Origin of the sequence: Micromonospora sp. DH13, from assembly GCF_020873825.1 — a bacterium.
GTDB lineage: Bacteria > Actinomycetota > Actinomycetes > Mycobacteriales > Micromonosporaceae > Micromonospora > Micromonospora haikouensis.
Genome location: NZ_JAHWGR010000031.1, coordinates 1 through 23,761, shown reverse-complemented (window position 1 = coordinate 23,761; position 23,761 = coordinate 1). Strand labels below are relative to the sequence as shown.

Below are 23,761 nucleotides of genomic sequence, written 5' to 3'. Positions count from 1 at the left end.
GGCAGACGTGACGAAAACCGTCGGTAGAAGGCAGGATGAACGTCTAGAGACCTATCCCACACACAACCGAGGGAACGCCTGTGGCCACGGAACGCAAGCGCCCGGTGATCACCGCCGGTCTGCCGAGCCAGCTTCCGGACATCGACCCCGAAGAGACCGGCGAATGGGTCGAGTCGCTGGACGGTGTCATCGACGAGCGCGGAACCAAACGCGCCCGGTACGTGATGCTGCGCCTGCTGGAGCGCGCGCGGGAGCGTCAGGTCGGGGTGCCGTCGCTGACCACCACCGACTACATCAACACCATCCCGCCGGAGCGCGAGCCGTGGTTCCCGGGTGACGAGCACATCGAGCGGCGGATCCGGGCGTACATCCGGTGGAACGCGGCGATGCTGGTGCACCGCGCGCAGCGCCCCGAGATCGGCGTCGGCGGGCACATCTCGACGTTCGCCAGCTCCGCGTCGCTCTACGAGGTGGGCTTCAACCACTTCTTCCGGGGCAAGGACCACCCGGGCGGCGGCGACCACATCTTCTACCAGGGTCACGCCTCGCCGGGCATGTACGCGCGGGCGTTCCTGGAGGGGCGGCTGAGCGAGAACCAGCTCGACGGGTTCCGCCAGGAGCTGTCCCACCCGGGCGGCGGGCTGCCGTCGTACCCGCACCCGCGGCTGATGCCGGACTTCTGGGAGTTCCCGACCGTCTCGATGGGCCTCGGCCCGCTGAACGCGATCTACCAGGCCCGGTTCAACCGCTACCTGCACCACCGGGGCATCAAGGACACCTCGCAGCAGCACGTGTGGGCGTTCCTCGGCGACGGCGAGATGGACGAGGTCGAGTCGCTCGGCGCGATCGGCGTGGCCGCCCGCGAGGAGCTGGACAACCTCACCTTCGTGATCAACTGCAACCTGCAGCGGCTCGACGGGCCGGTCCGGGGCAACGGCAAGGTCATGCAGGAGCTGGAGGCGTTCTTCCGGGGCGCCGGCTGGAACGTCATCAAGGTGGTCTGGGGCCGCGAGTGGGACCCGCTGCTCGCCGCCGACACCGACGGCGCGCTGGTCAACCTGATGAACAGCACGCCCGACGGTGACTACCAGACCTACAAGGCGGAGTCCGGGGCGTACGTGCGGGAGCACTTCTTCGGCCGCGACGCGCGCACCCGCAAGATGGTCGAGGGGCTCACCGACGACGAGATCTGGAACCTCAAGCGGGGTGGGCACGACTACCGCAAGCTCTACGCGGCCTACAAGGCGGCGATGGAGCACACCGGCCAGCCGACGGTGATCCTGGCCAAGACGATCAAGGGCTGGACGCTCGGCTCGCACTTCGAGGGCCGCAACGCCACGCACCAGATGAAGAAGCTGACGCTGGACGACCTGAAGCTCTTCCGCGACCGGCTCTACCTGGACATCTCGGACAAGACGCTGGAGGAGAACCCCTACCTCCCGCCGTACTTCACCCCGGGCGAGAAGTCCGAGGAGATCGCCTACCTGCGGGAGCGCCGGGAGCAGCTCGGCGGCTACCTCCCGTCGCGGCGGACCGCCGGCCGGACGCTGGCGATCCCGGGCAGCGAGCGGTTCTCCGACGTCAAGCGGGGCTCGGGCAAGCAGAAGGTGGCCACCACGATGGCCTTCGTCCGCCTGCTCAAGGACATCATGAAGGACAAGGAGTTCGGCAAGCGCTGGGTGCCGATCATCCCGGACGAGGCCCGCACGTTCGGCATGGACTCGCTCTTCCCGACGGCGAAGATCTACTCGCCGCACGGCCAGCGCTACACCTCGGTCGACCGGGAGCTGTTCCTGTCGTACAAGGAGGCGACGACCGGGCAGATCCTGCACGAGGGGATCAACGAGGCCGGCTCGGTGGCCTCGTTCACCGCCGCCGGCACCGCGTACGCGACGCACGGCGAGCCGATGATCCCGCTGTACATCTTCTACTCGATGTTCGGCTTCCAGCGCACCGGCGACGGGTTCTGGGCGGCGGCCGACCAGATGGCGCGGGGCTTCGTGCTCGGCGCGACCGCCGGGCGCACCACGCTCAACGGCGAGGGCCTCCAGCACGAGGACGGCCACTCGCTGCTGCTCGCCGCCACCAACCCGGCGGTGGTCGCCTACGACGCGGCGTTCGCGTTCGAGCTGGCGCACATCATGGAGAACGGCCTGCACCGGATGTACGGCGAGCAGCCGGAGAACATCTTCTACTACCTGACCGTCTACAACGAGCCGATCCACCAGCCGGCCGAGCCGGCCGACGTGGACGTCGAGGGGCTGCTCAAGGGCATCTACCGCTACTCCCCCGCCCCGAAGGTCGAGGGCGACGGGCCGAGGGCCAACATCCTGGCCTCCGGCACGGGCATGCAGTGGGCGCTCAAGGCGCAGCAGCTGCTCGCCCAGGACTGGGGGGTGGCCGCCGACGTGTGGTCGGTGACCTCCTGGACGGAGCTGCGCCGCGACGCGGTGGAGTGCGAGGAGCACAACCTGCTCAACCCGGGCGCGGAGCAGCGGGTGCCGTACATCCAGCGGAAGCTGGCCGACGCCGACGGGCCGAAGGTCGCGGTCAGCGACTGGATGCGCGCCGTACCGGACCTGATCGCCCGCTGGGTACCGGGCGACTACACCTCGCTCGGCACCGACGGGTTCGGCATGTCCGACACCCGGCACGCGCTGCGCCGGCACTTCCACGTCGACGCCGAGTCGGTGACGGTCGCGACGCTGCGGCAGCTCGCCCTGCGCGGCGCGGTGCCGGCACAGGTCCCGACCGAGGCGGCGAAGAAGTACGCCATCGACGACGTCAACGCGGCACCGGTCGGCGAGACCGGCGGCGACAGCTAGGTCGCGGCAGCGACCCGAGGGGCCCGGCGCGGAGCGCCGGGCCCCTCGGCGTGTCGGGGACGATATGACCCGACCGGTATCCCCCACCACCTTGTCCCGACCACCGAGGCGCATCCATCCTTCTCGATAAAATCGCTGACGGTAGGAGACGCCATGCGAGTCGTCCGAACCGGAGTCGCCCTGGCGGTCGGCGCCCTCGCGGCGTCACTGCTCGGGTCGGGCCAACCCCTGGTCGCGCACTCGCCGGACACCCCGGCCGGGCGTGCCTCGGCGCAGGAGTTCATGGCCCAGCGGGAACCGACCCACCGGTTGGCGGCCCAGGCGGCGGCGACCTGCACCAACGGTCAGGCCGCCGGCTACCCCTGCCGCAACGTCGACCTGCTGTCGTTCCTGCCGCTGGCCGACATCGGCGGCAGCCAGGCCAACGACATCTGGGGCTGGACCGACAGCCTGACCGGCCGGGAGTACGCGCTGGTGGGGCGGCGCAACGGCACCTCGTTCGTCGACGTGTCCAACCCGACGGCCCCCGTGTACCTGGGCAACCTGCCCGCCTACCAGAACCGCACCGCGATCTGGCGCGACATCAAGGTCTACCGCGACCACGCGTACGTGGTGGCCGACGTGTCGGGCCACGGGATGCAGGTGTTCGACCTGACCCGGCTGCGCGGCGTCACCGCCCCGCAGACCTGGACGGCGGACGCGCGGTACGGCCAGTTCGGCAACGCGCACAACATCGCCATCAACGAGGAGACCGGGTACGCGTACGCGGTCGGCACGAACACGTGCAGCGGCGGGCTGCACATGATCGACATCCGGACGCCGAAGTCGCCGGCCTCGGCCGGCTGCGTCAGCACCGACGGATACACCCACGACACCCAGTGCGTGGTCTACCGGGGCCCGGACACCGCCTACACCGGGCGGGAGATCTGCGTGAACTCCAACGAGGACACCGTGACCGTGGTGGACGTGACCACCAAGTCGGCGCCGCGGCAGCTCTCCCGCATCGGTTACACCGGGCGGGCGTACACCCACCAGGGGTGGTTCACCGGGGACCAGCGGTACTTCCTCCTCGACGACGAGCTGGACGAGTCCCGGCGCGGGGTGAACACCCAGACGTACCTGTGGGACCTGGCCGACCTCGACGCGCCCCGGCACATCGGCACCTACAGCGCGCCCGCCGGGGTGACTGCCACCGACCACAACCAGTACGTCAAGGGCAGATACAGCTACCAGGCCAACTACCGGGCGGGGTTGCGCATCCTGGACCTGGCCGAGGTGGCCAGTGGGCGGGCGACCGAGGCCGGCTACTTCGACATCTACCCGTCGAGCAACAGCAACTCGATGAACGGGGCGTGGAGCACGTACCCGTACTTCCCCAGCGGGATCATCGTGGTCAGCGGCATCGAGCAGGGCCTCTTCGTCCTCGCGCCCCGGCTGCCGTGACGACGACGCAACGCCGGCTGGTCCTGCTGGGGGCGCCCCCACCCGGGCGTCCCCGGCAGGGGGACGCACAGGCCCCACCCCCGGCCGGTCGGGCCGCCCGGGCCGTGGCGGCGGGGCTGATCCTCGCCCTCACCCTCGCGGTCGGCTTCGCGGCGGGCCGGTTCGGCGGCCCGCCCGCCACCGTACGGTCGGCGACGCCCGGTCCGGTCGGGCACGCCGACCACGAGCCAGCCGGGTTGCAGCTGTCCCGGGACGGCTACACCCTCGCCCTGGACACCACCACCCTGACCGCCGGCCGGGCCGGGAAGCTGGCGTTCCGGATCACCGACGCGGCGGGCCTGCCGGTGACCGCCTTCCAGCCCGTCCACGAACGGCTGATGCACCTGGTGCTGGTGTCGCGGGACCTGACCGACTACCAGCACGTGCACCCGGAGCTGGACGCGGACGGCACCTGGCGGGCGGCGGTCGGCCCGGCGGCTGCCGGGCCGTTGCGGGCGATCGCCGACTTCTGGCCGGTCGGCGCCGCGCGGCAGGTGACGCTCGGGGCGGACGTCGCGGTGCCCGGCCGGTACGCGCCGAGGCCGCCGGAACAACCCCAGGAGACCGTCGTCGTCGACGGGTACACCGTCACCCTCGACGGCGGCCTACGCCCGGGCGAGGCGAACCAGGTCCTGGTGTGGCTGGGGCGCGACGGCCGGCCGGTGAACGACCTGCAACCGCACCTGGGCGCGTACGGGCACCTGGTCGCGTTGCGCCACGGGGACCTGGCCTACCTGCACGTGCACCCGGCGGCGGCGAGCCGGCCGAGCTCCGTGGTGGCGTTCGGGATGCAGGTGCCCTCGGCGGGCACGTACCGCCTCTTCTTCGAGTTCCGGCACCTCGACGAGGTACACGTGGCCGCGTTCACGGTGACGGCCTGACGGCCCGCGCCGGGCAGTGTGACGGCGGTGGTCCGTCTCGCCCCTGGCCGGGACGGGTCGGGCCACCGCCGTCGCGGATGGCGCTGTGAGACGTGCCCCGCTCAGCCGACGGCGGCCAGGTCGGTCAGCCGGGCCAGCGAGTCCTCCAGGTCGGCGCCGACCCGCCGCAGCCCGAGCCGGAGGAGGGCGGCCTTGACCGGGCCGGCGGGCCAGCGTACGACGATGAGCCGCACGATGGTCCCGCCCTCCTCCTCGTCTGCGGTGAGCTGGACGTAGATCTCGGTGCGGGCCTCGGCCCGGGCACCGGCGCCCTTGGCGCGCTCCCGCCAGCCGATCAGGGTCGGCTCCTGGAAGGCGATCACCTCGGCCTCGTGCGCCGACCCGCGCCCGGCCTGGACCAGTTGTCGCCGGCCGAAGCCCTCCCCCGAGAGGACCTCCGCCGCGCGAACTCCCGCCAGCCAGGCCGGCAACTGCTCGGCCCGCTGCACGACTTCCCAGACCGCTTCCACCGGCGCCATCACGTGCGCACTGCGTTCCACGAGGATCATTTCGTTCTTTCCCCCACTGAGGACATCCGCGATATTCGTCACTCTATGCGCCAAATCGGACTCAATCGGACAACTTTGGAAAAGACACGCCGAAAACCCTTGCGCCCCGATCGCCGCCGGCCTATGGCGCAAACTCCCGCCGCGGCCTAGAGTCCGAACACGTTTCACGTTCGCCGGCTGCCCGGCCGGCATCGTGGGACGTCGCGCGTCCCGCGCCCGCGGACGCGCTGGCCCCTGCCGCCTGGAGAGCGCATGACCACCGAGCCGCTGCCCGAGTTCCCGGCCGGATTCCGCTGGGGAGTCTCCACCTCCGCGTACCAGATCGAGGGCGCGGCGACCGCCGCCGGCCGGGGGCCCTCCATCTGGGACACGTTCGCGCACACCCCCGGGCTGATCGCCGACGGCAGCACCGGCGACGTCGCCTGCGACCACTGGCACCGGCACGCCGAGGACGTCGCGCTGATGGCCGGGCTCGGGGTGTCGGCGTACCGGTTCTCGGTGGCCTGGCCCCGGGTCCAGCCCGGCGGCACCGGGCCCGCCAACGCCGCCGGCCTCGACTTCTACGACCGGCTCGTCGACGACCTGGCCGCCGCCGGGATCGACCCGGTCGCCACGCTCTACCACTGGGACCTGCCGCAGCCCCTCCAGGACGCCGGCGGCTGGCTGCACCGGGACACGGCCGCCCGGTTCGCCGAGTACGCCGACCTGGTCGCCGCCCGGCTCGGCGACCGGGTGAAGCTGTGGATCACCCTCAACGAGCCGTTCATCCACATGAGCCTCGGCTACGGCACCGGCGAGCACGCCCCCGGTCAGACGCTGCTGTTCGACGCGTTCCCGGCGGCCCACCACCAGCTCCTCGGGCACGGGCTGGCCGTCGCCGCGCTGCGCGCCCGCACCGGCAGCCCGGTCGCCATCGCCAACAACTACTCGCCGGTGCGCCCGGCCGGCGACACCGACGCCGACCGGGCCGCCGCCGCGGCGTACGACGCGCTGCACAACCGGCTGTTCACCGACCCGCTGCTCGGCCTCGGCTACCCCGACCTGCTCGACCTCGACCCAAGGCTCGTGCGCGGCGACGACCTGGCCGTCATCGCCGCGCCGCTCGACGTGCTCGGCGTCAACTACTACAACCCCTCGGGGGTACGCGCGCCCGAGCCCGGCTCGCCGCTGCCGTTCGAGCTGGTGGAACTCGCCGGGTACCCGCGCACGGCCTTCGGCTGGCCGGTGGCCCCCGACGGGCTGCGCGAGCTGCTCACCGGCCTGCGCGACCGCTACGGCGACCGGCTGCCCCCGATCCAGGTCACCGAGAACGGCTGCGCCTACGACGACGTACCCGATGCCGACGGCCGGGTCCACGACCCGGACCGGATCGCCTACCTCGACGCCCACCTGCGCGCCCTGCGGGCGGCGATCGACGACGGCGTGGACGTCACGGCTTACTTCGTCTGGTCGCTGCTGGACAACTGGGAGTGGGCGGAGGGCTTCACCAAGCGCTTCGGCCTCGTGCACGTCGACTTCGGCACCGGGGCGCGCACGCCCAAGTCGTCGTACGCCTGGCTGCGCGACGCCGTGACGCGACCCGGCACGGCCGCCGCCGCGCCCGCCGAGACCGCCGCCGCGCCCGCCGCCCGCCGCGTCACATCCGACGCGGAGTAGCGCCGTGACCACCGTCGACCCGACACCGGCGTCGCTGCCCGCCGCGCTCGCCGAGCCGACCGTCCCGGTGCGGCGGAGCTGGATCGCGCTGATCTTCGCGGCGAACCTCGGGGTGTGGATGGCCTTCTTCACCCCGATCCAGGTGCTGCTGCCCCAGCAGATCGAGCGGATCGCCCCGGGCGACAAGGAGGCCATGTTCGCCGTGGTCACCGGCCTCGGCGCGCTCGCCGCGGTGCTGGCCAACCCGCTCGCCGGGGCGCTGTCGGACCGCACCTGCCTGCGGGTGGGCGGCCGGGAGCTGGGCCGCCGGCACGTCTGGACGGCCGGCGGCGCGGTGCTCGGCGCGCTCGCCCTGGTGCTGCTGGCCCGGCAGGACACCATCGCCGGGGTCGCGGTCGGCTGGGTGGCCGCCCAGGTCTGCTTCAACGCGATGCTGGCCAGCCTCACCGCCGGCATCCCCGACCGGGTGCCGGTGCTGCAGCGCGGCGGCGTCTCCGGCTGGGTGGGCATCCCGCAGTCGCTGGGCCTGGTGCTCGGCGCGGTGCTGGTGACGGCGGTGGTGACCGGCAACGCCGCCGGGTACGCCACGATCGCGCTGGCCGTGCTGCTGCTGTCGCTGCCGTTCGCGCTGCTCACCGCCGACGACCCGCTGCCCCGGGCGCACCGGCCGCCGCTGCGGGTGGGCGCGCTGCTCGCCTCGATGTGGATCAGCCCGCGCCGGCACCCGGACTTCGCCTGGGCCTGGCTCACCCGGTTCCTGGTGCAGCTCGGCAACGCGCTGGGCACGCTGTACCTGCTGTACTTCCTCGCCGACGGGGTGCGCTATCCCGACCCCGAGGGCGGGCTGCTGGTGCTGATCCTGCTCTACACGCTCGGGATGATCCTCACCGCCGTGGTCTCCGGCCGGCTCTCCGACCGCTCGGGCCGGCGCAAGGTCTTCGTGATCACCTCCGGGCTGGTGATGGCCGTGGCCGCGCTGCTGCTGGCCGTCGCGCCGGTCTGGCCGATGGCGATGGTCGCGGCGGTGCTGCTCGGCGCGGGCTACGGCGTCTACCTGTCGGTGGACGCGGCGCTGATCACCGAGGTGCTGCCGGCGGCCACGAACCGGGCCAAGGACCTCGGGGTGATCAACATCGCGAACTCCGCGCCGCAGGTGCTCGGTCCGGCGCTGTCCGCCCCGATCGTGGTGCACCTGGGCGGCTACCCCACCCTGTACGCGGCCACCGCGGCGGTCACCCTGCTCGGCAGCGCGCTCGTCGTCAAGATCCGTGGCGTGGCGTGACGGGTGATGGCGTGACGGGTGATTGCAGGGGGCCCTTCCTATACAGAATGCGTTAACAAGGGGCCCCTCCTTAAACCTCTTCCCGGCGGCCGTAGGCTGGGGACGTGACGGTACGTGTACGCTTCGCCCCCTCCCCGACCGGAATGTTCCACGTCGGCGGCGCCCGCTCGGCCCTGCAGAACTGGATCTTCGCCAGGCAGCAGGGCGGGGTGTTCGTCCTCCGCGTCGAGGACACCGACGCGGCCCGCAACAGGCCCGAGTGGACCGAGGGCATCCTGTCGGCGCTGGACTGGATCAGCATCGCCCGGGGCAGCTACGAGGGCCCCTACTTCCAGTCGTCGTACGCCGCCGAGCACCGGGCCGCCGCGCAGCGGCTGCACGAGGGCGGCCGGGCGTACTACTGCGACTGCACCCGCGAGGCCGTGCAGGCGCGCACCGGCTCGCAGTACGCCGGCTACGACGGCTTCTGCCGCGACCGGGGCCTGCCCGCCGGCGAGGGGCGCGCGCTGCGGTTCCGCACCCCGGATACGGGCGAGACCGTGGTGGTCGACCTGATCCGGGGCGAGCCGACGTTCGAGAACAGGCTGATCGAGGACTTCGTCATCGCCCGGGGCGACGGCTCCCCGGTGTTCCTGCTGGCCAACGTGGTCGACGACATGACCATGGGGATCACCCACGTGATCCGGGCCGAGGAGCACCTGCCCAACACGCCGAAGCAGCAGCTGCTGTGGGACGCGCTGGGCGTCAAGCCGCCGGTCTGGGCGCACGTGCCCGTGGTGGTCAACGAGAAGCGGCAGAAGCTGTCCAAGCGGCGCGACAAGGTCGCCCTGGAGGCGTACCGGGACGAGGGCTACCTCGCCGACGCGATGCGCAACTACCTGATGCTGCTGGGCTGGGCCCCGTCGGGCGACCGGGAGATCGTGCCCTGGTCGGTGATCGAGGACGAGTTCCGGCTGGAGGAGGTCAACCCCTCCCCCGCGTTCTTCGACGAGAAGAAGCTGCGCGCGTTCAACGGCGACTACATCCGGGCGCTGCCGGTCGACGAGTTCGTGGCCGCGTGCCGGCCGTGGCTGACCGGCACCGACACGATCGCCCCGCCGCCGTGGCAGCCGGAGGAGTTCGACGAGGCCGCGTTCGCCGCCGTCGCCCCGCTGGCCCAGACCCGCATCGCGGTGCTCAGCGAGATCGTGCCCAACGTCGACTTCCTCTTCCTGGCCTCGCCGAGCATCGAGGAGGCCGCGTGGGCGAAGGCGATGAAGGAGGGCGCGGCCGAGCTGCTCGACGCGACGGTCGCCGCGTACGAGGGGCTCGCGTCGTGGGACGCCGAGTCGCTGAAGGCGACGCTGGAGGCGGTCGGCGCGGAGCGCGGCCTCAAGCTCGGCAAGGCCCAGGCGCCCGTCCGGGTGGCGGTCACCGGCCGCACCGTCGGGCTTCCGCTGTTCGAGTCGCTGGAGGTGCTGGGTCGCGAGCGCACCCTCGCCCGGTTGCGCGCCGCCCGCCTGCGCCTGCCCTGATCGGGTACGCGACCGTAGGGGCCCGCCGGTGGACCGGCGGGCCCCTACGCGTCCTGCCCGGGGTCGGTCAGGTGCCGGCGCGACGGCGGCGCACGGCGAACCCGACGGCAGCGGCGGCGACCAGCAGCACGCCACCGCCCAGCGCCCAGAGCCAGCCGGGCGGGCCCCCGTCGGTCGACTCGCTGGCGGCCGGCACGGCGCTGCCGGCGCCCTCCGGGGTCGCGGCGGCCGACGACGGCGCGGCGGCGGACGGGGCGTCCGACGGTGGGACGGACTCCGGCGCGGCGGCCGACGGCGACGGGGACTCGGCCGGGGTGCCGGTGGTGAGGGTGAACCGCACCTCGCCCTTGATCGGGTGGCCGTCGGCGGATCCGAGCTGGTAGCCGACGATGTAGAGGCCGGCCTTGCCGGGCGCGAACGGGATCCGCACCCGCGTTCCGGAGAAGGTCGGCTCCCCGTCGAGGGCGGCCACGTTGTCCGGCCCGGTGACTGTGATCTTCGTCGTACCCGGATTCGGTTTCGCCAGGAACCGGAGCTCGATCAGCTCCGGCGCGGTGGCGATCCGCGCGCCGTTGGCCGGGTTGCTGCCGCTCAGTGAGTTGTGCGCGGCGGCCGGCGCGGCCGGGAGCACGAGCGACACACCGAGCGCCACGCCGAGCACGGCCAACCAGGTACGCGCCACTCGTGGGAACCTGCCCCCCATGTACACCTCCGTAAAGGTACTATCCGCCCGCTGATCTACGGCCGATTGATTAGTCGAGCTGAGATCGCAGATAGTTCCAATTCCCGATCCAACAGCTGCAACCGATCGACGTTCTGCGCAGTCTTTCAGGTGGGCGCCCCGCCCTGTGGGCATGGTCACCGCCATCGACCGACCAACGCGTGACCTGCAGCGAAGCCATCCAAATCGAACGGGGCGAGGAGGCGGCGATGGTCCGACAGGTGAGGCGGCTGAGCCGGGCGGCAGCGGGAGCGCTGCTGGCGACGGCGCTGGCGACGGCAGTGGCGGGGCCGGCCCGGGCGGCCGGCACGGCCACGGGTCCGGCGACGACGGGTCCGGCGACGACGGGCGCGGCGCTGGCCGACGCGGCCGCCGCCGCCAGCGCGGCGCTGGCCCGCAAGGTGCCGAAGAAGACCCTCCCGGCCGGGGTGGACATCACGGGCGAGGGGCTGGCCGAGCCGCTGCGGCTACGGGCCACCGCCCACCCCGTCGAGGTGGTCGCGGTCGTCGACCAGGTGAGCTGGCTGGGCCCCACCGGGGCGGCCAGCGGGCCGAAGCCCGCCGACCTGGGTCCGAAGTACACGGTGGTGGTGCTGGTCGGGGAGATCGCCACCCAGACGTACGACCTCTACCCGCTGGCCAAGGGCGGCCCCCGGGTCTACCGGCCGGCGAAGCAGCCGGACCCGGCCCGCAAGGAGAAGGCCGGCTGGTTCCTCGGCCGGCTCAGCATGTCCGAGACGCTGCGGACGGTCGGGGTGCCGCTGGAGCGGCAGGTCGACACGGTCAGCGGCGGCGTCGGGGGCGGCGAGCGGGTGCTGCCCGACGATTCGCTGAACCCGGCCGGCGACATCGACGAGGCGCTCGACGAGTTGCAGCGGCTGCTGCTGCTCAACGTCGGGGTGATGCTGGTGATCACCCTCGGGCTGGCCGGGATCGCGCTGCTGATCCGCCGCCGTACCCGCTGACGGGCCCGGCCCCGTGCCACTCGGCGCGGGGCCGACGTGCTCTCGGCACCGGCGGCGCGTGCTCTCCCCGCACCGGCGGCGCGGCGCTCAGCACCAGCGGCGCGGCCTCAGCACCAGCGGCGCGGCGGGCGCTCCCGGCGCACGGCCCGGTGCCGGGGACGGACCGGGCCGTGCCGGTGCGCGCCGGCCCAGCCGGGCAGGTCGCTGCGGCAGGCCGCGGCCCGGCCGGACTCGTCGTCGGCGGGCGGCTCGGCGGCGCGCTGGCGGGGCACCGGGGCGTCCTCGTCGGCCGGCGCGGCGCCCCGGCCGCAGGTCGGCTCCGCGGCCCGGCCGCAGGTCGGCTCGGCAGGATGGATCGTCCCGGTGAGCCGGCGGGGATGCTTCGCCGCCGGCTCGTGGTGGCCCGGCCGGCAGGACTCCCCCTGGGCGCAGCCCGGCTCGGCCTCCCCGTGCGCCATCGGCGGTCTCCTCACGCTCTTCCTCGCCCGCCGGCCGGCCCCTGGCCCGCGTGCCCTGTCACCGTACTGGGGCGGGCGGACGCGCCGTGCGGCGCGTACCCCACCTCAGCGGCGGGGGCGGCGCGGGAAGATCGTCTCCCAGACCGGGAACGCGACGAGCCAGATCACGAGGGCGACGGTGAGGGTGCGGGCGAAGTCCCACAGGGCCCGGGTGCGTTCGGCGTCACCGACGAAGGCGATCGCCGCCACGAGCAACGCGCAGGCCACGGCCCAGCCGAGCAGGCCCTTGGCCCACTCCCGCCACTCGTGACGGGCGCGGGCCCAGCCGTAGCGCGGCGGCCGGACCGGCGGCGGGCCGCCGGCGAAGCGGTGGGCGAAGCGCTGGTCGGCCCAGCGGATCAGCGAGTGCCCGAAGGCCACCGAGAACCCGAGGTAGGCGGCGGCCAGGCCGTGGGTGGCGTCCGCGGTGGCCCCGCGCCGCAGGTCCAGCGCCGCCGCCGCGAGCAGCACCAGGTCGACCAGGGGTACGCAGACCAGCAGCGCCGCGCCGAGGCGGGGGCGACGCAGCGGGTAGCGGGCCACGAGTCCCGCCACGAGCAGCACCCAGAACCCGATCTCGCACCCGACGATGACCGCGACCAGCACGACGACCTCCCCCTGTCCGTGGGTCCAGCGTGCCGCCCGCCGTGCGCCCCGCCCTCGACCCGGGCGACGAGATCCGGGTACGCCGAACGATGGACCGCGTCGGGGCGTACCTCCTTCGGGGGACGCGGCCTCGTGCCCTGGTCGGAGCCGGCGCGGCGGCGGGTGTGGTGGGATCGGAGGATGCGACTGCCGCCCTGGCTCCGGTCCGGCACCGCGGGGCGGGACGCGGCGCTGGCCGGCGTGGCCCTCGCGGGTGGGCTGGCGCTGCTCGGCCTCGGCACGCACCTGGCGATCACCCCGCGGCCCGGCGTGCCCACGGCGGCCTTCCTGCCGTCGCTGGTGGCCGTGTCGGCGGCGGTGGCCCTGCGGCGGGTGGCCACCCGCACGGGGCTGGCCCTCGGCACGGCGGCGCTCGGCGTCGACGTCGCGCTCGGCACCACCCTCGGCACCGCGCTGATCTACACCCAGGTGCTCTACGACTCCTGCGTGTACGGCCCGCCCCGGCTGTGGCGCTGGCTGCTGCGGGGCAGCGTGGCGCTGAGCCTGCTCGCCGCCGTCGGCGGGGTGGTGGCGTTCGGCCACTGGCGCGGGGTCGCGCTGGGCGTGCCGGTGGTGCTGGTCGGCGTCGTGCCGGTGCTGACCGGGATCAGCGTGCGGCAGTACCGGGACCAGGCGGCGGCCGAGCGGGCGCGGGCCGCGGAGGAACGGGCCCGGGCCGAGCAGACCGCCCGGCTGGCCGAGCTGGACCGGCGCGAGGCGGTCCGCGCCGAGCGGTCCCGGATGGCCCGGGAGCTGCACGACGTGGTCGCCAACCATCTCGGCGCGGTGGCCATCCACGCCACCGCCGCGCTCTCCGTCCCCGGGCTGGACCGGGAGCAGGTGGCCTCGTCGCTGCGGGTCATCCGGGAGAACAGCGTGCAGGGCCTGGCGGAGATGCGGCAGCTCATCGGGCTGCTGCGGGAGCCCACGTCGGGCGTCGGGCCCACGCCGGACGACCCTGTGGATCCGGCCGAGGAGGCGACCCGGGTACGCCTCGCCGAGCTGGACCGCCTCGTGGGCCGGATGCGCGCCGCCGGGCTGGCCGTGCGGACCGAGGTGACCGGCGGGGCGCGTCCGCTGCCGGTGGGGGTGGACCTGGCGGCGTACCGGATCGTGCAGGAGTCGCTGACCAACGCGCTCAAGCACGGCGCGGGCGAGGCGGAGCTGGTCGTGACGTACGGGCCGACGGAGGTGGTGGTGGCCGTGGCGAACCCGCTGCGGGCGGGCGGCGCGGCGGCGCCCGGCGCGGGCGCCGGGCTGGTCGGGATGCGCGAGCGCGCGGTGCTGCTGGGCGGCGGCTTCACGGCGGGCCCGGCGGACGGGCGGTGGCGGGTCCGGGCGCGGCTGCCCACCGGGGAGCCGGCGTGACCGGCCGGGCCACCCCCGGGCGGGCCGCAGCCGGGACGGACCCGGCGGGTCCGGTGGGTGCCGACGGGCCTGCCGACGGGCGGGGCGACGCGGCGGGGCCGGTGCGGGTGGTGCTCGCCGACGACCAGCCGGCGGTGCGGGCCGGACTGGCACTGATCCTGGCCGCCGCGCCCGGCGTCGAGGTGGTCGGCGAGGCCGCCGACGGCGAGGCGGCGGTGCGGCTCTGCGCCGAACTGCGCCCGGACGTCGCCGTGCTGGACGTCCGGATGCCCCGGCTCGACGGCATCTCCGCCACCCGGGAGATCGTCGCGGGACGGCTCGCCGACGTGCTCGTGCTGACCACCTTCGACCTCGACGAGTACGTCTTCGGCGCGCTGCGCGCCGGGGCGGCCGGCTTCCTGCTCAAGGACACCGACGCCGACGCCCTGGTCGCCGCCGTGCGCACCGTGGCCCGGGGCGAGGGGATCATCGCCCCGGCGGTGACCCGGCGGCTGATCAGCGCGTTCGCCGCCACCGCGCCAGCGGCGCCCGCCGCCACGCGGGCCGCGGTCGCCACGCTCACGGCGCGGGAACGCGACGTGCTGGCCTGCCTCGGGCTGGGCCTGTCCAACCAGCAGCTCGCCGACCGGCTGGCGATGGCGGAGAGCACCGCGAAGACCCACGTCAGCCGGGTGCTGGCGAAGCTCGACCTGCGCAGCCGCGTACAGGCCGCGATCGTGGCCCAGGAGCTGTCCCTGCCCGCGCCACCCCCGCCGCATGTCCCACCGCCCGTCCCGCCGCGCCACCCGCCGGTGCCGCCGCCGGGCGGCGCGGGGTGAGCGGGGTGCCCCTCTCTACCGGGGGCGTCAACAAGGGGCCCCTCCTTCTCTGCAAGGCTGGTGGGGTGAGCGAGCCGGGCGGGATCGAGCTGTCGGCCACGCTGCGCCGCATCGAGCGGGCGGCGGGGGCCCTGGCCACCGCCAGCGTGGCCCGGATGGACGAGACGCTGCCCTGGTTCCGGGCGCTGCCGGCCGACCAGCGGTCCTGGGTGATGCTGGTGGCCCAGGCCGGCGCGCGGTCGCTGGTGCAGTGGCTGCGCGACGGCGGCGGCACGGCGGACAGCACCCAGGAGGTCTCCGACGAGGTCTTCGCCACCGCCCCGCTGGCCCTGGCCCGCTCGATCAGCCTCCAGCAGACCGTGGCGTTGATCAAGGTGACGATCGACGTGGTCGAGGAGCAGGTGGGCACCCTCGCCGCCGAGGGCGAGGAGCAGCAGTTGCGGGAGGCGGTGCTGCGCTTCTCCCGCGAGATCGCCTTCGCCGCCGCCCGGGTCTACGCGCGGGCCGCCGAGTCGCGCGGCTCCTGGGACGCCCGGTTGCAGGCCCTGCTGGTCGACGCGCTGCTGCGCGGTGACTCCCCGGACGTGCTGGCCAGCCGGGGCGCGGCGCTGGGCTGGTCGGACGCGCCGCCGGTGGCGGTGGCGGTGGGCCGATCCCCGGGCGGCGAGGTGGCCGCCGTGCTGCACACCGTCCACCGGCTGGCCCGGCGCGTCGGCGTCGAGGTGATCGGCGGGGTGCACGGCGACCGGCTGGTGATCGTGCTCGGCGGCGCGGCCGACCCGATGGCGGCGACGGGGAAGCTGCTGCCCGCGTTCGGGGAGGGGCCGGTGGTGGTCGGGCCGGCGGTGCCGAGCCTCGACGAGGCGACGGACTCGGCCCGCGCCGCGCTCGCCGGCTACCGGGCGGCTCCCGCCTGGCCGACCGCGCCGCGCCCGGTGCCGGCCGGTGACCTGCTGCCCGAGCGGGCCCTCGCCGGGGACGCCGAGGCTCGCCGCCGGCTGCGCCACGACGTGTACGCGACGCTGGTCCGGGCGGGCGGCGAGCTGCTGGAGACCCTGGACGCCTTCTTCGCGGCCGGCGGCACGCTGGAGAGCGCGGCGCGGGCGCTGTTCGTGCACCCCAACACGGTGCGCTACCGGCTGCGGCGGATCGCCGACGTGACGGGGCTGTCGCCGCTGACCCCCCGGGACGCGTTCGCGTTGCAGGTGGCGCTGACCGTGGGGCGGCTCGACCCGGTGGTGCCCGTCGTGGCACCTCCGCCCATAACGCCACCAAACCGGCAAATCTCCGCAAAGAGATGATCACGGTCACCTATTTCTGTAGGGTTCCTCCAAAGGTTCTAGTGCGGTTTGGTTGCGGCCGGTAACAACGTGACCGGCGAGTATCCGGAAGAGTCATAGGCGTGCTCGCCGTACTCTCACCGGGGCAGGGTTCCCAGAAACCCGGCTTCCTGACACCGTGGCTCGACCTGACCGGCGCCGAGGCACGGCTGCGCTGGTGGTCGGCGCTGGCCGGCGTCGACCTGGTCCACCTGGGCACCACGGCCGGCGCGGAGGAGATCCAGGACACCGCCCGGACCCAGCCGCTGCTGGTCGCCGCGGCCCTGCTCGCCGCCGAGCACCTGCCGATGCACGACGTCACCCTCACGGCCGGGCACAGCGTCGGCGAGTTGGGCGCGGCGGCGCTGGCCGGGGTCCTGCCGGCCGAGACCGCGATCACCCTCGCCGGGGTGCGCGGCCGGGAGATGGCCGCCGCCTGCGCGATCGAGCCGACCGGCATGGCCGCCGTGCTCGGCGGCGACACCGACGAGGTGCTCGCCGCCCTCGACAGGCACGGGCTGCACGCGGCCAACCGCAACGGCGCCGGCCAGATCGTGGCCGCCGGGTCGATCACCGGCCTGGACGCGCTCGTCGCCGAGCCGCCCACGAAGGCGCGGGTCGTCCGGCTGAAGGTGGCCGGCGCGTTCCACACCCCGTACATGGCCCCCGCCGAGGCCGCCCTGGCCGGCGTGGCCGCCGGGATCACCCCGGCCCGCCCGGCCCGGATCCTGCTGTCCAACCTCGACGGCACGGCCGTCGACCACGGCCCGGAGCTGGTGCAGCGGCTGGTCCGCCAGGTCACCTCGCCGGTGCGGTGGGACCTGTGCATGCGCACCCTGGCCGACCTCGGCGTGACCGGGGTGGTCGAGCTGCCGCCGGCCGGCACCCTCGCCGGCCTGATCAAGCGGGAGCTCGCCGACGCGCTGCCCGAGATCGTCACCCTGAAGACGCCGGACGACCTGCCCGCCGCCCGCGACCTGATCGCCCGGCACGGCTCGGCCGCCCGCCCCGCGCCGACCGCCCGGTTCCGGGTCGTGACGGCCCCCGCGCCGGGCGTCTTCCAGCCCGCCCAGGGGCTGACCGAGGGCCAGGCGCTGAAGATCGGCCAGGTCATCGGCCACGTCGTCACCGGGCGGGGCCCGGTCGAGGTGACCGCGCACGACGGCGGCCCGCTCACCGAGTGGCTCGCCCACCACGACGCCCCGGTCGCCCCGGGTCAACCGCTCGCCCGGATCGGGGGTCACTCATGACAGGTAGCCGGATTCTCGCCCTGGGGCACTACCAGCCCTCCCGGATCGTCACCAACGACGACATCGCGCAGTTCGTCGAGACCAACGACGAGTGGATCAGGGACCGCGTCGGCATCGCCAGCCGCCGCATCGCCGGCGACGAGACGGTGTCCGACATGGCGGCGGCCGCCGCCGGCAAGGCGCTGGCCAACTCCGGCCTCACCGCCGCCGACATCGACCTCGTCGTCGTCGCCACCTGCACCTCCATCGACCGCAGCCCGAACGTCGCCTGCCGGGTCGCCGCCAAGCTCGGCATCACCGCGCCCGGCGCGTACGACATCAACACCGCGTGCTCGGGCTTCGCGTACGCGCTGGGCACCGTCGACCACGCCATCCGGGCCGGGGCGTCGCGCAACGCGATCGTCATCGGCGCGGAGAAGCTCTCCGACTTCACCGACTGGACCGACCGCTCCACCTGCATCATCTTCGGCGACGGCGCCGGCGCCGCGGTGGTCACCGCCACCGCCGAGGGCGAGCCGGCCGGGGTCGGCCCGGTCGTCTGGGGCTCGGTGCCGGACAAGAGCGACGCCGTACGCATCGAGGGCTGGCGGCCGTACGTGAAGCAGGAGGGCCAGACGGTCTTCCGCTGGGCCACCACGGCGCTGGCCCCGCTGGCCCTGCAGGCCTGCGAGCGGGCCGGGGTCGCCCCGTCCGAGCTGGCCGCGTTCGTGCCGCACCAGGCCAACGCGCGGATCATCGACGGCATCGCCAAGCGGCTCGGCATCCCCGACGCGATCATCGCGAAGGACATCATCGAGTCCGGCAACACCTCGGCGGCGAGCGTGCCGCTGGCCCTGTCCAAGCTCATCGAGCGGCGGGAGGTGCCCTCGGGCGCCCCGGTGCTGCTCTTCGGCTTCGGCGGCGGCCTGACCTACGCCGGTCAGGTCGTCCGCTGCCCCTGACGTCCGGCCCCCATCGGGGGCCGTTCGCACGCCGCGCGGCACGCGCCGCCGGCGATTCCACACCCAGGAGAGGAACGCACCAACCATGACCCGTGACGAGATCACCGCCGGCCTCGCCGAGATCCTCGAAGAGGTTGCCGGGGTGAACCCGGACGACGTGGCCGAGGGCAAGTCCTTCACCGACGACCTCGACGTCGACTCCCTCTCGATGGTGGAGGTCGTGGTCGCCGCCGAGGAGAAGTTCGGCGTCAAGATCCCCGACAACGAGGTGCAGAACCTGAAGACCGTGGGCGACGCCGTCAGCTACATCGAGGCGCAGTCCTGACATGAGTCGTTCCGACGTCGTCGTCACAGGGCTCGGCGCGACCACCCCGTTGGGCGGGGACGTCGCGTCGACCTGGGACGCCATGCTCGCCGGCCGCTCCGGGGTGGGTCCGCTCACCCAGGAGTGGGCGGCGCAGCTCCCGGTGCGCATCGCCGCGCAGCTCGCCGTCGACCCGTCCGAGGTGCTGGACAGGGTGAAGATGCGCCGGCTCGACCGCTCCGAGGCCATCGCGATCATCGCCGCCCGGCAGGCGTGGGCGGACGCGGGCCTCGCCGGCTCCGGGCTGGATGGGGAGCGGCTGGCCGTCAGCGTCGGCTCCGGCATCGGCGGGGCCACCACCCTGCTCGCCCAGGACGACATCCTGGAGGCGTCCGGCCCCCGCCGGGTGTCCCCGCACACCATCCCGATGCTGATGCCGAACGGCCCCGCCGCCTGGGTGGGGCTGGAGCTGGGCGCGAAGGCCGGCGTGCACACGGTGGCGAGCGCCTGCGCCACCGGCGCGGAGGCCATCGCCCTCGGGCTGGACATCATCCGCTCCGGCCGGGCCGACGTGGTGGTGGCTGGCGGCACCGAGGCGGTCATCCACGCGCTGCCGATCGCCGGGTTCGCCTCGATGCGGGCCATGTCCACCCGCAACGACGAGCCCGAGCGGGCCTCCCGCCCGTGGGACACCGGCCGCGACGGCTTCGTCCTCGGCGAGGGCGCGGGCGTGCTGGTCCTGGAACGCGCCGAGCACGCCGCCGCCCGGGGCGCCCGGGTGTACGCGCGGCTGGCCGGCGCGGGGATCACCTCCGACGCGTACGACATCGTGCAGCCGCACGCGGAGGGCGAGGGCGCGATCCGCGCGATCAAGAAGGCCATCGCGGACGCCGACATCGCCCGCGAGGACATCGTGCACGTCAACGCGCACGCCACCTCGACGCCGGTCGGCGACATGCTGGAGATCGGCGCCCTGCGCGCCGCGCTCGGCGACCACCCGGTGCTCACCGCCACCAAGTCGATGACCGGTCACCTGCTCGGCGCGGCCGGCGCGCTGGAGTCCATCGCCACCATCCTGTCGATCCGCGACGGCGTCGTGCCGCCGACGATCAACCTGGACGAGCCGGACGCCGGGCTGGACATGGACGTGGCCGCGCACAAGGCACGGCACCTGGAGATCCCCGCCGCGCTGAACAACGCGTTCGGCTTCGGCGGCCACAACGTGGCCCTGGTCTTCACCCGCCCCTGAGGTGCAAGGAAGGGCCCCCTGTTAACGCTTTCCGCATAGCAGGGGGCCCTTCTTAACGCCCGCACCCGTCTTGACGTGGCGGGCCTGGCGGCGGCCGCAGCGTTTCGAGGCGGCAAGATCGACTTCATGTCGGTGACATGGCGGTGTCACGGTGGCTCGGATGCCGCCATGTCGCCGACATGAAGTCGGTCATGGCCGCCACGGTGACCTCCCGGATCCGGCTGGGCACCCGCGCCCACGCCCGCACCACACCGCGCCCACGCTCGCACCGGCGACACCCAGGCCCGCACCACACCGGCGCCCGCACCGGCGGCGCCCAGGCCGACCCGCGGCGTGACGGTCGGCAGCAGCGTCGCGTCGCTGCGTGCCGGTCGGCGGCGGTCTTCCCGGCATGCGGTCGCGACCAGCGGGTTCACGCGATGCTAGCCAGTCGGCAATGTGCGGGAAATCGGTGCTCCCTAGCTTTCCGGCATGCCCCCCACAGCAAATCCACTGTCGACGCCGGAAAGCGGCGACGACCACACAACGACAATTGTCGACGACTGCGGACGGCCCGTTCCCGCGCATTCGGTCGGCCGCCGCGCGCTGCTCGCCGCCGCCGGTGCCGCCGCCATCGCCCCGCTCGCGTTCGGCGCTCCGGCCGCCGCCTCCTCCCCCGGCCCACACGCCCCCAGCGGGAAGCCCGGCCGACGCCCGGAACGGGGACACTACCTGATCAAGGGCGCGGCGCTGGTCTCCGTCGACCCCGCCATCGGCAACCAGGCCAAGGCCGACATCGAGGTGTGCGACGGGCGCATCGTCCAGGTCGGCCCGAACCTGAAGGCGCGCGGCGCGCGGGTCATCGACGCGTCGAAAATGATTGCGATGCCCGGTTTCGTGGAGACCCACTATCACATGTGGAGCGCTCTCGGCCGCAATTTCGTCTCCACCGGATTCGAGTACTTCGCGGCGAAGTCGGCCACCGTCGCCGCGTATCAGCCGGACGATTTCTACCACAGCGTGCTGCTCGGCCTCGTCGAGTGCGCGAGTGCGGGCATCACCACCGTCAACAACTGGTCGCACAACGTACGCGGGCCGGAGTACGCCGACGCGGAGCTGCACGCCCACGCCGACGGCCTCGTGCGGGCGCGCTACTCGTACGGCCACCGGGACGGCCAGCCGGCCACCCAGCCGATCGACTTCGCGGACATCGACCGGGTCGCGGCCACGTGGTTCGGCAAGAAGTCGCCGTTCGACGGCCTGGTGCACCTCGGGGTGAACCTGCGCGGGCCCGGCCAGCTGCCGACGTTCCTGACGGAGATGGCGGAGGTCAGCAAGCGGAAGCTGCCGATCTCGGTGCACTCCGGGCAGGGACCGACCACGGCGGTGCACGCCGCCGACCTGGAGAAGATGGGCTTCCTCGGCCCGGACTTCCTGCTCTGCCACGCGCTGCCGTTCGACGAGGCGGACCGGCAGGCGATGGTGCGGACGAACGCGCCGGTCAGCTTCTCCGTCCACTCCGAACTACGCCTCGGCACGGCCGGTGGGTTCCACGGGCAGTTGCTGCGGATGCTGGCCGCCGGGGTCACCGTCTCGCTGTCGTTCGACGCCAGCTCGCTCGCCCCGATCAACATGTTCGAGTCGATGAACGTGGCCTGGAACCTGGGCATCCCGTGGGTGGGCTCGGACACCGCCGAACTGCCGCCGGTGGTGTTCCGGCAGGCGATCGAGATGGCCACGATCAACGGCGCGAAGGCGCTCGGCCTGCAGGCGGTGACCGGGTCGATCACCCCCGGCAAGCGGGCCGACATCGTCCTGATCCGGGCGGACGACCTGAACATCGCCCCGATCGGCGACCTGGAGTCGACCGTGGTGCGGTCGGCGACCCCGGCCAACATCGACACCGTGTTGATCGACGGCCGGATCGTCAAGCGAAACCGGGAGATGGTCAGCCACGACGCCGGCACGATCGTGCGCAACGCGGCGGCTGCGGCGCACGCCGTCCGTACGCGGGCCGGCGGCGTCCTCACCCCGGCCAGCCCCACCCCGCCCCGGTTCTGAGCACCGCCGCCGTGCACCCGACCGCGACCGGGTGCACGGCGGCACCGGCTCCACATCCGGGGCGCGGTCGGGAGGGCTAGGTGCGGTTGCGGGGGTGCCGGCGCGCCTGACGTTCGTTGCCCCGGCGGTAGTTGCCCGTCCACCTGGCCATCACCAGTTGCGGGTCGTCGTCGACCTCGGCGAGGAACTGCGCCGCCCGGCCGCCCCGCAGCGTCCCCGCGACCCGCCCATGGTGCGTGATCACCACCGTGCCGTCCGCCCGTTCGGCGTACGCGAATCCCTGCGCCTCTGCCACGCCCGGCACCCTCCCATCCCCGCCTGCGCCGCGCATCCGATTTCGGCGGCGCAGGCGTTGGGCAGACGGTGCTGCTGAAGCGCCATCATCCGGCTCCGATGACTCGCCTCACGCAGCGACCTGCGCAGAGCCGACGAACCAGGAACCCGACTCGACATCGATGGACTCGTCAACCCAGGGCTGCACGACGGCGGCGAGCTGCGCTGTCATGGGCCACATGTCCACGACCCACCCGTCGGGCGTCACCTCGACCTGCGCGCGCAACGGCTCGATGACTTCTGCTGGCAGATCCCATGAGCGTTCGAGGAGATCGTCCACGCCGAACTTCTCCACCATGTTGACCACAACCACGGCGAGACTCTGGCCAAGACGCCTACCGCACCGTTCCATGATCGGGCAGGACAGGCCCTAGGCGGGGGTGTGGAGGTCGGCGACGAAGGCGCGCCACGCCGACGGGGCGAAGGTGAGGGTGCCGGCGTCGCGGGCCTTGGAGTCGCGCACCAGCACGACGCCCGGCAGGTTGTCGGCGACCTCGACGCACTCGCCGCCGTTGGTGTTGCTGCGGGTGGGGGTGCGCCAGCGGGGGTGGGGGGTGCTCACAGCTCGTTCACCTGCTTCAGGATCAGGTCTCTCGACTGGTCGCGCGGCAGGGCGACCGCACGGACAGCTTCCCACGCACCCACAGCCACGGCCCACCCGATGGACGATGCCCCTCTCCGGGGGACCGCCACTGCAAGATCGCGGGCGAGATTGGGAGATCTTGGAGCGAAACGGCCCCTCCAGGCGATGAACGTCAATCGTTCAAGATCTCGCGCGCACCCGGGAAGCGCCCCGGAAGCGAACGCGCGGCTCGCGTCGCCCCGACCGATCCAGTTGAGGCGGGTCGGCGCAGGCTGGAGGTCGCAGATCGACCCACGCGCAGCAACAGGGCAGGCGGCGTGTCAGAACCAACGATGATCGTCTGCTGAATATCGAGACGAACGGCGGCGTGTCGTCTCCATGCACGACAGACGATCATGGCCGGACTGGACGTGACACCGCGAGGAGACGCAGGCCGACTGACAGCCTCCTCGGTCGCCGCGATCTTGCACTTGCGGCCCCGGCGAAAGGGGCGAAACGCTCATCTGCGGGGCCCAAAGTGCAAGATCGGCGCTGGGGGCG

21 protein-coding genes and 1 pseudogene are annotated in these 23,761 nt (G+C 73.6%); 15 read left to right on the top strand and 7 right to left on the bottom strand.

What is annotated here, in order from left to right; all coding sequences use genetic code 11:
- Nucleotides 1-80 precede the first annotated feature (80 nt).
- The 3 genes from aceE to LPA42_RS25300 all read left to right on the top strand — a co-directional run bounded on the left by aceE (nucleotide 81) and on the right by LPA42_RS25300 (nucleotide 5,188).
- Nucleotides 81-2,825, top strand: coding sequence for a pyruvate dehydrogenase (acetyl-transferring), homodimeric type (gene aceE / locus LPA42_RS25310; RefSeq protein WP_077938882.1), 2,745 nt, complete (start codon nucleotides 81-83; stop codon nucleotides 2,823-2,825).
- A 153-nt stretch (nucleotides 2,826-2,978) separates the two neighbouring features.
- Nucleotides 2,979-4,268, top strand: a complete 1,290-nt coding sequence (locus LPA42_RS25305) for a choice-of-anchor B family protein (protein WP_077938881.1) — start codon at nucleotides 2,979-2,981, stop codon at nucleotides 4,266-4,268.
- Nucleotides 4,265-5,188, top strand: a complete 924-nt coding sequence (locus LPA42_RS25300) for a hypothetical protein (protein WP_077938880.1) — start codon at nucleotides 4,265-4,267, stop codon at nucleotides 5,186-5,188. The genes LPA42_RS25305 and LPA42_RS25300 overlap by 4 nt, the downstream gene beginning before the upstream one ends.
- A gap of 101 nt (nucleotides 5,189-5,289) precedes the next feature.
- On the opposite strand, the gene LPA42_RS25295 is transcribed toward LPA42_RS25300, so the two are convergent.
- The gene (locus tag LPA42_RS25295) at nucleotides 5,290-5,736 is read right to left on the bottom strand and encodes an SRPBCC family protein (protein ID WP_043966977.1); all 447 of its coding nucleotides are present in this window, start codon (nucleotides 5,734-5,736) and stop codon (nucleotides 5,290-5,292) included.
- Nucleotides 5,737-5,988: 252 nt separating this feature from the next.
- Here LPA42_RS25295 and LPA42_RS25290 point away from each other — a divergent pair, with 252 nt between their 5' ends.
- The 3 genes from LPA42_RS25290 (at nucleotide 5,989) to gltX (ending at nucleotide 10,188) form a co-directional block, all read left to right on the top strand.
- The gene (locus LPA42_RS25290) at nucleotides 5,989-7,392 is read left to right on the top strand and encodes a GH1 family beta-glucosidase (protein WP_077938879.1); all 1,404 of its coding nucleotides are present in this window, start codon (nucleotides 5,989-5,991) and stop codon (nucleotides 7,390-7,392) included.
- A gap of 4 nt (nucleotides 7,393-7,396) precedes the next feature.
- Nucleotides 7,397-8,674 carry an MFS transporter gene (locus LPA42_RS25285; protein WP_077938878.1) on the top strand — a complete coding sequence of 426 codons (1,278 nt, stop codon included), beginning with the start codon at nucleotides 7,397-7,399 and terminating at the stop codon, nucleotides 8,672-8,674.
- A 104-nt stretch (nucleotides 8,675-8,778) separates the two neighbouring features.
- Nucleotides 8,779-10,188 carry a glutamate--tRNA ligase gene (gltX, locus tag LPA42_RS25280; protein WP_077938877.1) on the top strand — a complete coding sequence of 470 codons (1,410 nt, stop codon included), beginning with the start codon at nucleotides 8,779-8,781 and terminating at the stop codon, nucleotides 10,186-10,188.
- A gap of 67 nt (nucleotides 10,189-10,255) precedes the next feature.
- Here the strand turns inward: gltX and LPA42_RS25275 are convergent, their stop codons facing one another.
- Complete coding sequence (locus tag LPA42_RS25275; protein WP_077938876.1) at nucleotides 10,256-10,891, bottom strand: copper resistance CopC family protein; 636 nt, start codon at nucleotides 10,889-10,891, stop codon at nucleotides 10,256-10,258.
- 227 nt (nucleotides 10,892-11,118) lie between these two features.
- Between LPA42_RS25275 and LPA42_RS25270 the strand changes: the two genes are divergently transcribed.
- The gene (locus LPA42_RS25270; RefSeq protein ID WP_091275298.1) at nucleotides 11,119-11,874 is read left to right on the top strand and encodes a hypothetical protein; all 756 of its coding nucleotides are present in this window, start codon (nucleotides 11,119-11,121) and stop codon (nucleotides 11,872-11,874) included.
- Nucleotides 11,875-11,981: 107 nt separating this feature from the next.
- Here LPA42_RS25270 and LPA42_RS25265 read toward each other — a convergent pair whose 3' ends face one another.
- Nucleotides 11,982-12,332 (bottom strand): hypothetical protein, encoded by a 351-nt coding sequence (locus LPA42_RS25265; RefSeq protein WP_077938875.1) that lies wholly within the window; start codon nucleotides 12,330-12,332, stop codon nucleotides 11,982-11,984.
- A 105-nt stretch (nucleotides 12,333-12,437) separates the two neighbouring features.
- Complete coding sequence (locus tag LPA42_RS25260) at nucleotides 12,438-12,977, bottom strand: hypothetical protein (protein WP_077938874.1); 540 nt, start codon at nucleotides 12,975-12,977, stop codon at nucleotides 12,438-12,440.
- A gap of 180 nt (nucleotides 12,978-13,157) precedes the next feature.
- Here LPA42_RS25260 and LPA42_RS25255 point away from each other — a divergent pair, with 180 nt between their 5' ends.
- The 8 genes and pseudogenes from LPA42_RS25255 to LPA42_RS25220 all read left to right on the top strand — a co-directional run bounded on the left by LPA42_RS25255 (nucleotide 13,158) and on the right by LPA42_RS25220 (nucleotide 22,305).
- Nucleotides 13,158-14,384 (top strand): sensor histidine kinase, encoded by a 1,227-nt coding sequence (locus LPA42_RS25255; protein ID WP_077938873.1) that lies wholly within the window; start codon nucleotides 13,158-13,160, stop codon nucleotides 14,382-14,384.
- 101 nt (nucleotides 14,385-14,485) lie between these two features.
- The gene (locus tag LPA42_RS25250; protein WP_228986914.1) at nucleotides 14,486-15,202 is read left to right on the top strand and encodes a response regulator transcription factor; all 717 of its coding nucleotides are present in this window, start codon (nucleotides 14,486-14,488) and stop codon (nucleotides 15,200-15,202) included.
- Between the two features lie 50 nt (nucleotides 15,203-15,252).
- Nucleotides 15,253-16,503 (top strand): annotated as a pseudogene (locus LPA42_RS25245) (PucR family transcriptional regulator); the annotation flags it as partial.
- 101 nt (nucleotides 16,504-16,604) lie between these two features.
- Nucleotides 16,605-17,771 (top strand): acyltransferase domain-containing protein, encoded by a 1,167-nt coding sequence (locus LPA42_RS25240; protein WP_077938870.1) that lies wholly within the window; start codon nucleotides 16,605-16,607, stop codon nucleotides 17,769-17,771.
- Nucleotides 17,768-18,712 (top strand): beta-ketoacyl-ACP synthase III, encoded by a 945-nt coding sequence (locus LPA42_RS25235; RefSeq protein WP_077938869.1) that lies wholly within the window; start codon nucleotides 17,768-17,770, stop codon nucleotides 18,710-18,712. Before LPA42_RS25240 ends, LPA42_RS25235 begins: the two co-directional genes overlap by 4 nt.
- Nucleotides 18,713-18,797: 85 nt before the next feature.
- Nucleotides 18,798-19,037, top strand: a complete 240-nt coding sequence (locus LPA42_RS25230; RefSeq protein WP_007072348.1) for an acyl carrier protein — start codon at nucleotides 18,798-18,800, stop codon at nucleotides 19,035-19,037.
- Between the two features lies 1 nt (nucleotide 19,038).
- Nucleotides 19,039-20,265 carry a beta-ketoacyl-ACP synthase II gene (gene fabF, locus LPA42_RS25225; protein WP_077938868.1) on the top strand — a complete coding sequence of 409 codons (1,227 nt, stop codon included), beginning with the start codon at nucleotides 19,039-19,041 and terminating at the stop codon, nucleotides 20,263-20,265.
- A gap of 471 nt (nucleotides 20,266-20,736) precedes the next feature.
- Nucleotides 20,737-22,305: an amidohydrolase family protein gene (locus LPA42_RS25220; RefSeq protein ID WP_077938867.1), complete on the top strand. Its 1,569-nt coding sequence runs from the start codon at nucleotides 20,737-20,739 to the stop codon at nucleotides 22,303-22,305.
- Between the two features lie 76 nt (nucleotides 22,306-22,381).
- Here LPA42_RS25220 and LPA42_RS25215 read toward each other — a convergent pair whose 3' ends face one another.
- The 3 genes from LPA42_RS25215 to LPA42_RS25205 form a co-directional block, all read right to left on the bottom strand.
- A complete protein-coding gene (locus LPA42_RS25215; protein ID WP_077938872.1) occupies nucleotides 22,382-22,600 on the bottom strand; it encodes a hypothetical protein in 219 nt (72 codons plus the stop codon).
- A gap of 108 nt (nucleotides 22,601-22,708) precedes the next feature.
- Nucleotides 22,709-22,951 carry a hypothetical protein gene (locus LPA42_RS25210; RefSeq protein WP_077938866.1) on the bottom strand — a complete coding sequence of 81 codons (243 nt, stop codon included), beginning with the start codon at nucleotides 22,949-22,951 and terminating at the stop codon, nucleotides 22,709-22,711.
- 57 nt (nucleotides 22,952-23,008) lie between these two features.
- The gene (locus LPA42_RS25205; RefSeq protein ID WP_228986907.1) at nucleotides 23,009-23,200 is read right to left on the bottom strand and encodes a DUF397 domain-containing protein; all 192 of its coding nucleotides are present in this window, start codon (nucleotides 23,198-23,200) and stop codon (nucleotides 23,009-23,011) included.
- Between the last annotated feature and the right edge of the window lie 561 nt (nucleotides 23,201-23,761).

What these genes read in the sequence shown, in the direction of transcription:
- fabF (WP_077938868.1), top strand. Translation starts at nt 19,039, where the DNA reads ATGAGTCGTTCCGACGTCGTCGTCACAGGGCTCGGCGCGACCACCCCG.
- LPA42_RS25295 (WP_043966977.1), bottom strand. Translation starts at nt 5,736, where the DNA reads ATGATCCTCGTGGAACGCAGTGCGCACGTGATGGCGCCGGTGGAAGCG.
- LPA42_RS25255 (WP_077938873.1), top strand. Translation starts at nt 13,158, where the DNA reads ATGCGACTGCCGCCCTGGCTCCGGTCCGGCACCGCGGGGCGGGACGCG.
- LPA42_RS25290 (WP_077938879.1), top strand. Translation starts at nt 5,989, where the DNA reads ATGACCACCGAGCCGCTGCCCGAGTTCCCGGCCGGATTCCGCTGGGGA.
- LPA42_RS25265 (WP_077938875.1), bottom strand. Translation starts at nt 12,332, where the DNA reads ATGGCGCACGGGGAGGCCGAGCCGGGCTGCGCCCAGGGGGAGTCCTGC.
- LPA42_RS25270 (WP_091275298.1), top strand. Translation starts at nt 11,119, where the DNA reads ATGGTCCGACAGGTGAGGCGGCTGAGCCGGGCGGCAGCGGGAGCGCTG.
- LPA42_RS25220 (WP_077938867.1), top strand. Translation starts at nt 20,737, where the DNA reads ATGCCCCCCACAGCAAATCCACTGTCGACGCCGGAAAGCGGCGACGAC.
- LPA42_RS25235 (WP_077938869.1), top strand. Translation starts at nt 17,768, where the DNA reads ATGACAGGTAGCCGGATTCTCGCCCTGGGGCACTACCAGCCCTCCCGG.
- LPA42_RS25305 (WP_077938881.1), top strand. Translation starts at nt 2,979, where the DNA reads ATGCGAGTCGTCCGAACCGGAGTCGCCCTGGCGGTCGGCGCCCTCGCG.
- LPA42_RS25230 (WP_007072348.1), top strand. Translation starts at nt 18,798, where the DNA reads ATGACCCGTGACGAGATCACCGCCGGCCTCGCCGAGATCCTCGAAGAG.
- LPA42_RS25275 (WP_077938876.1), bottom strand. Translation starts at nt 10,891, where the DNA reads ATGGGGGGCAGGTTCCCACGAGTGGCGCGTACCTGGTTGGCCGTGCTC.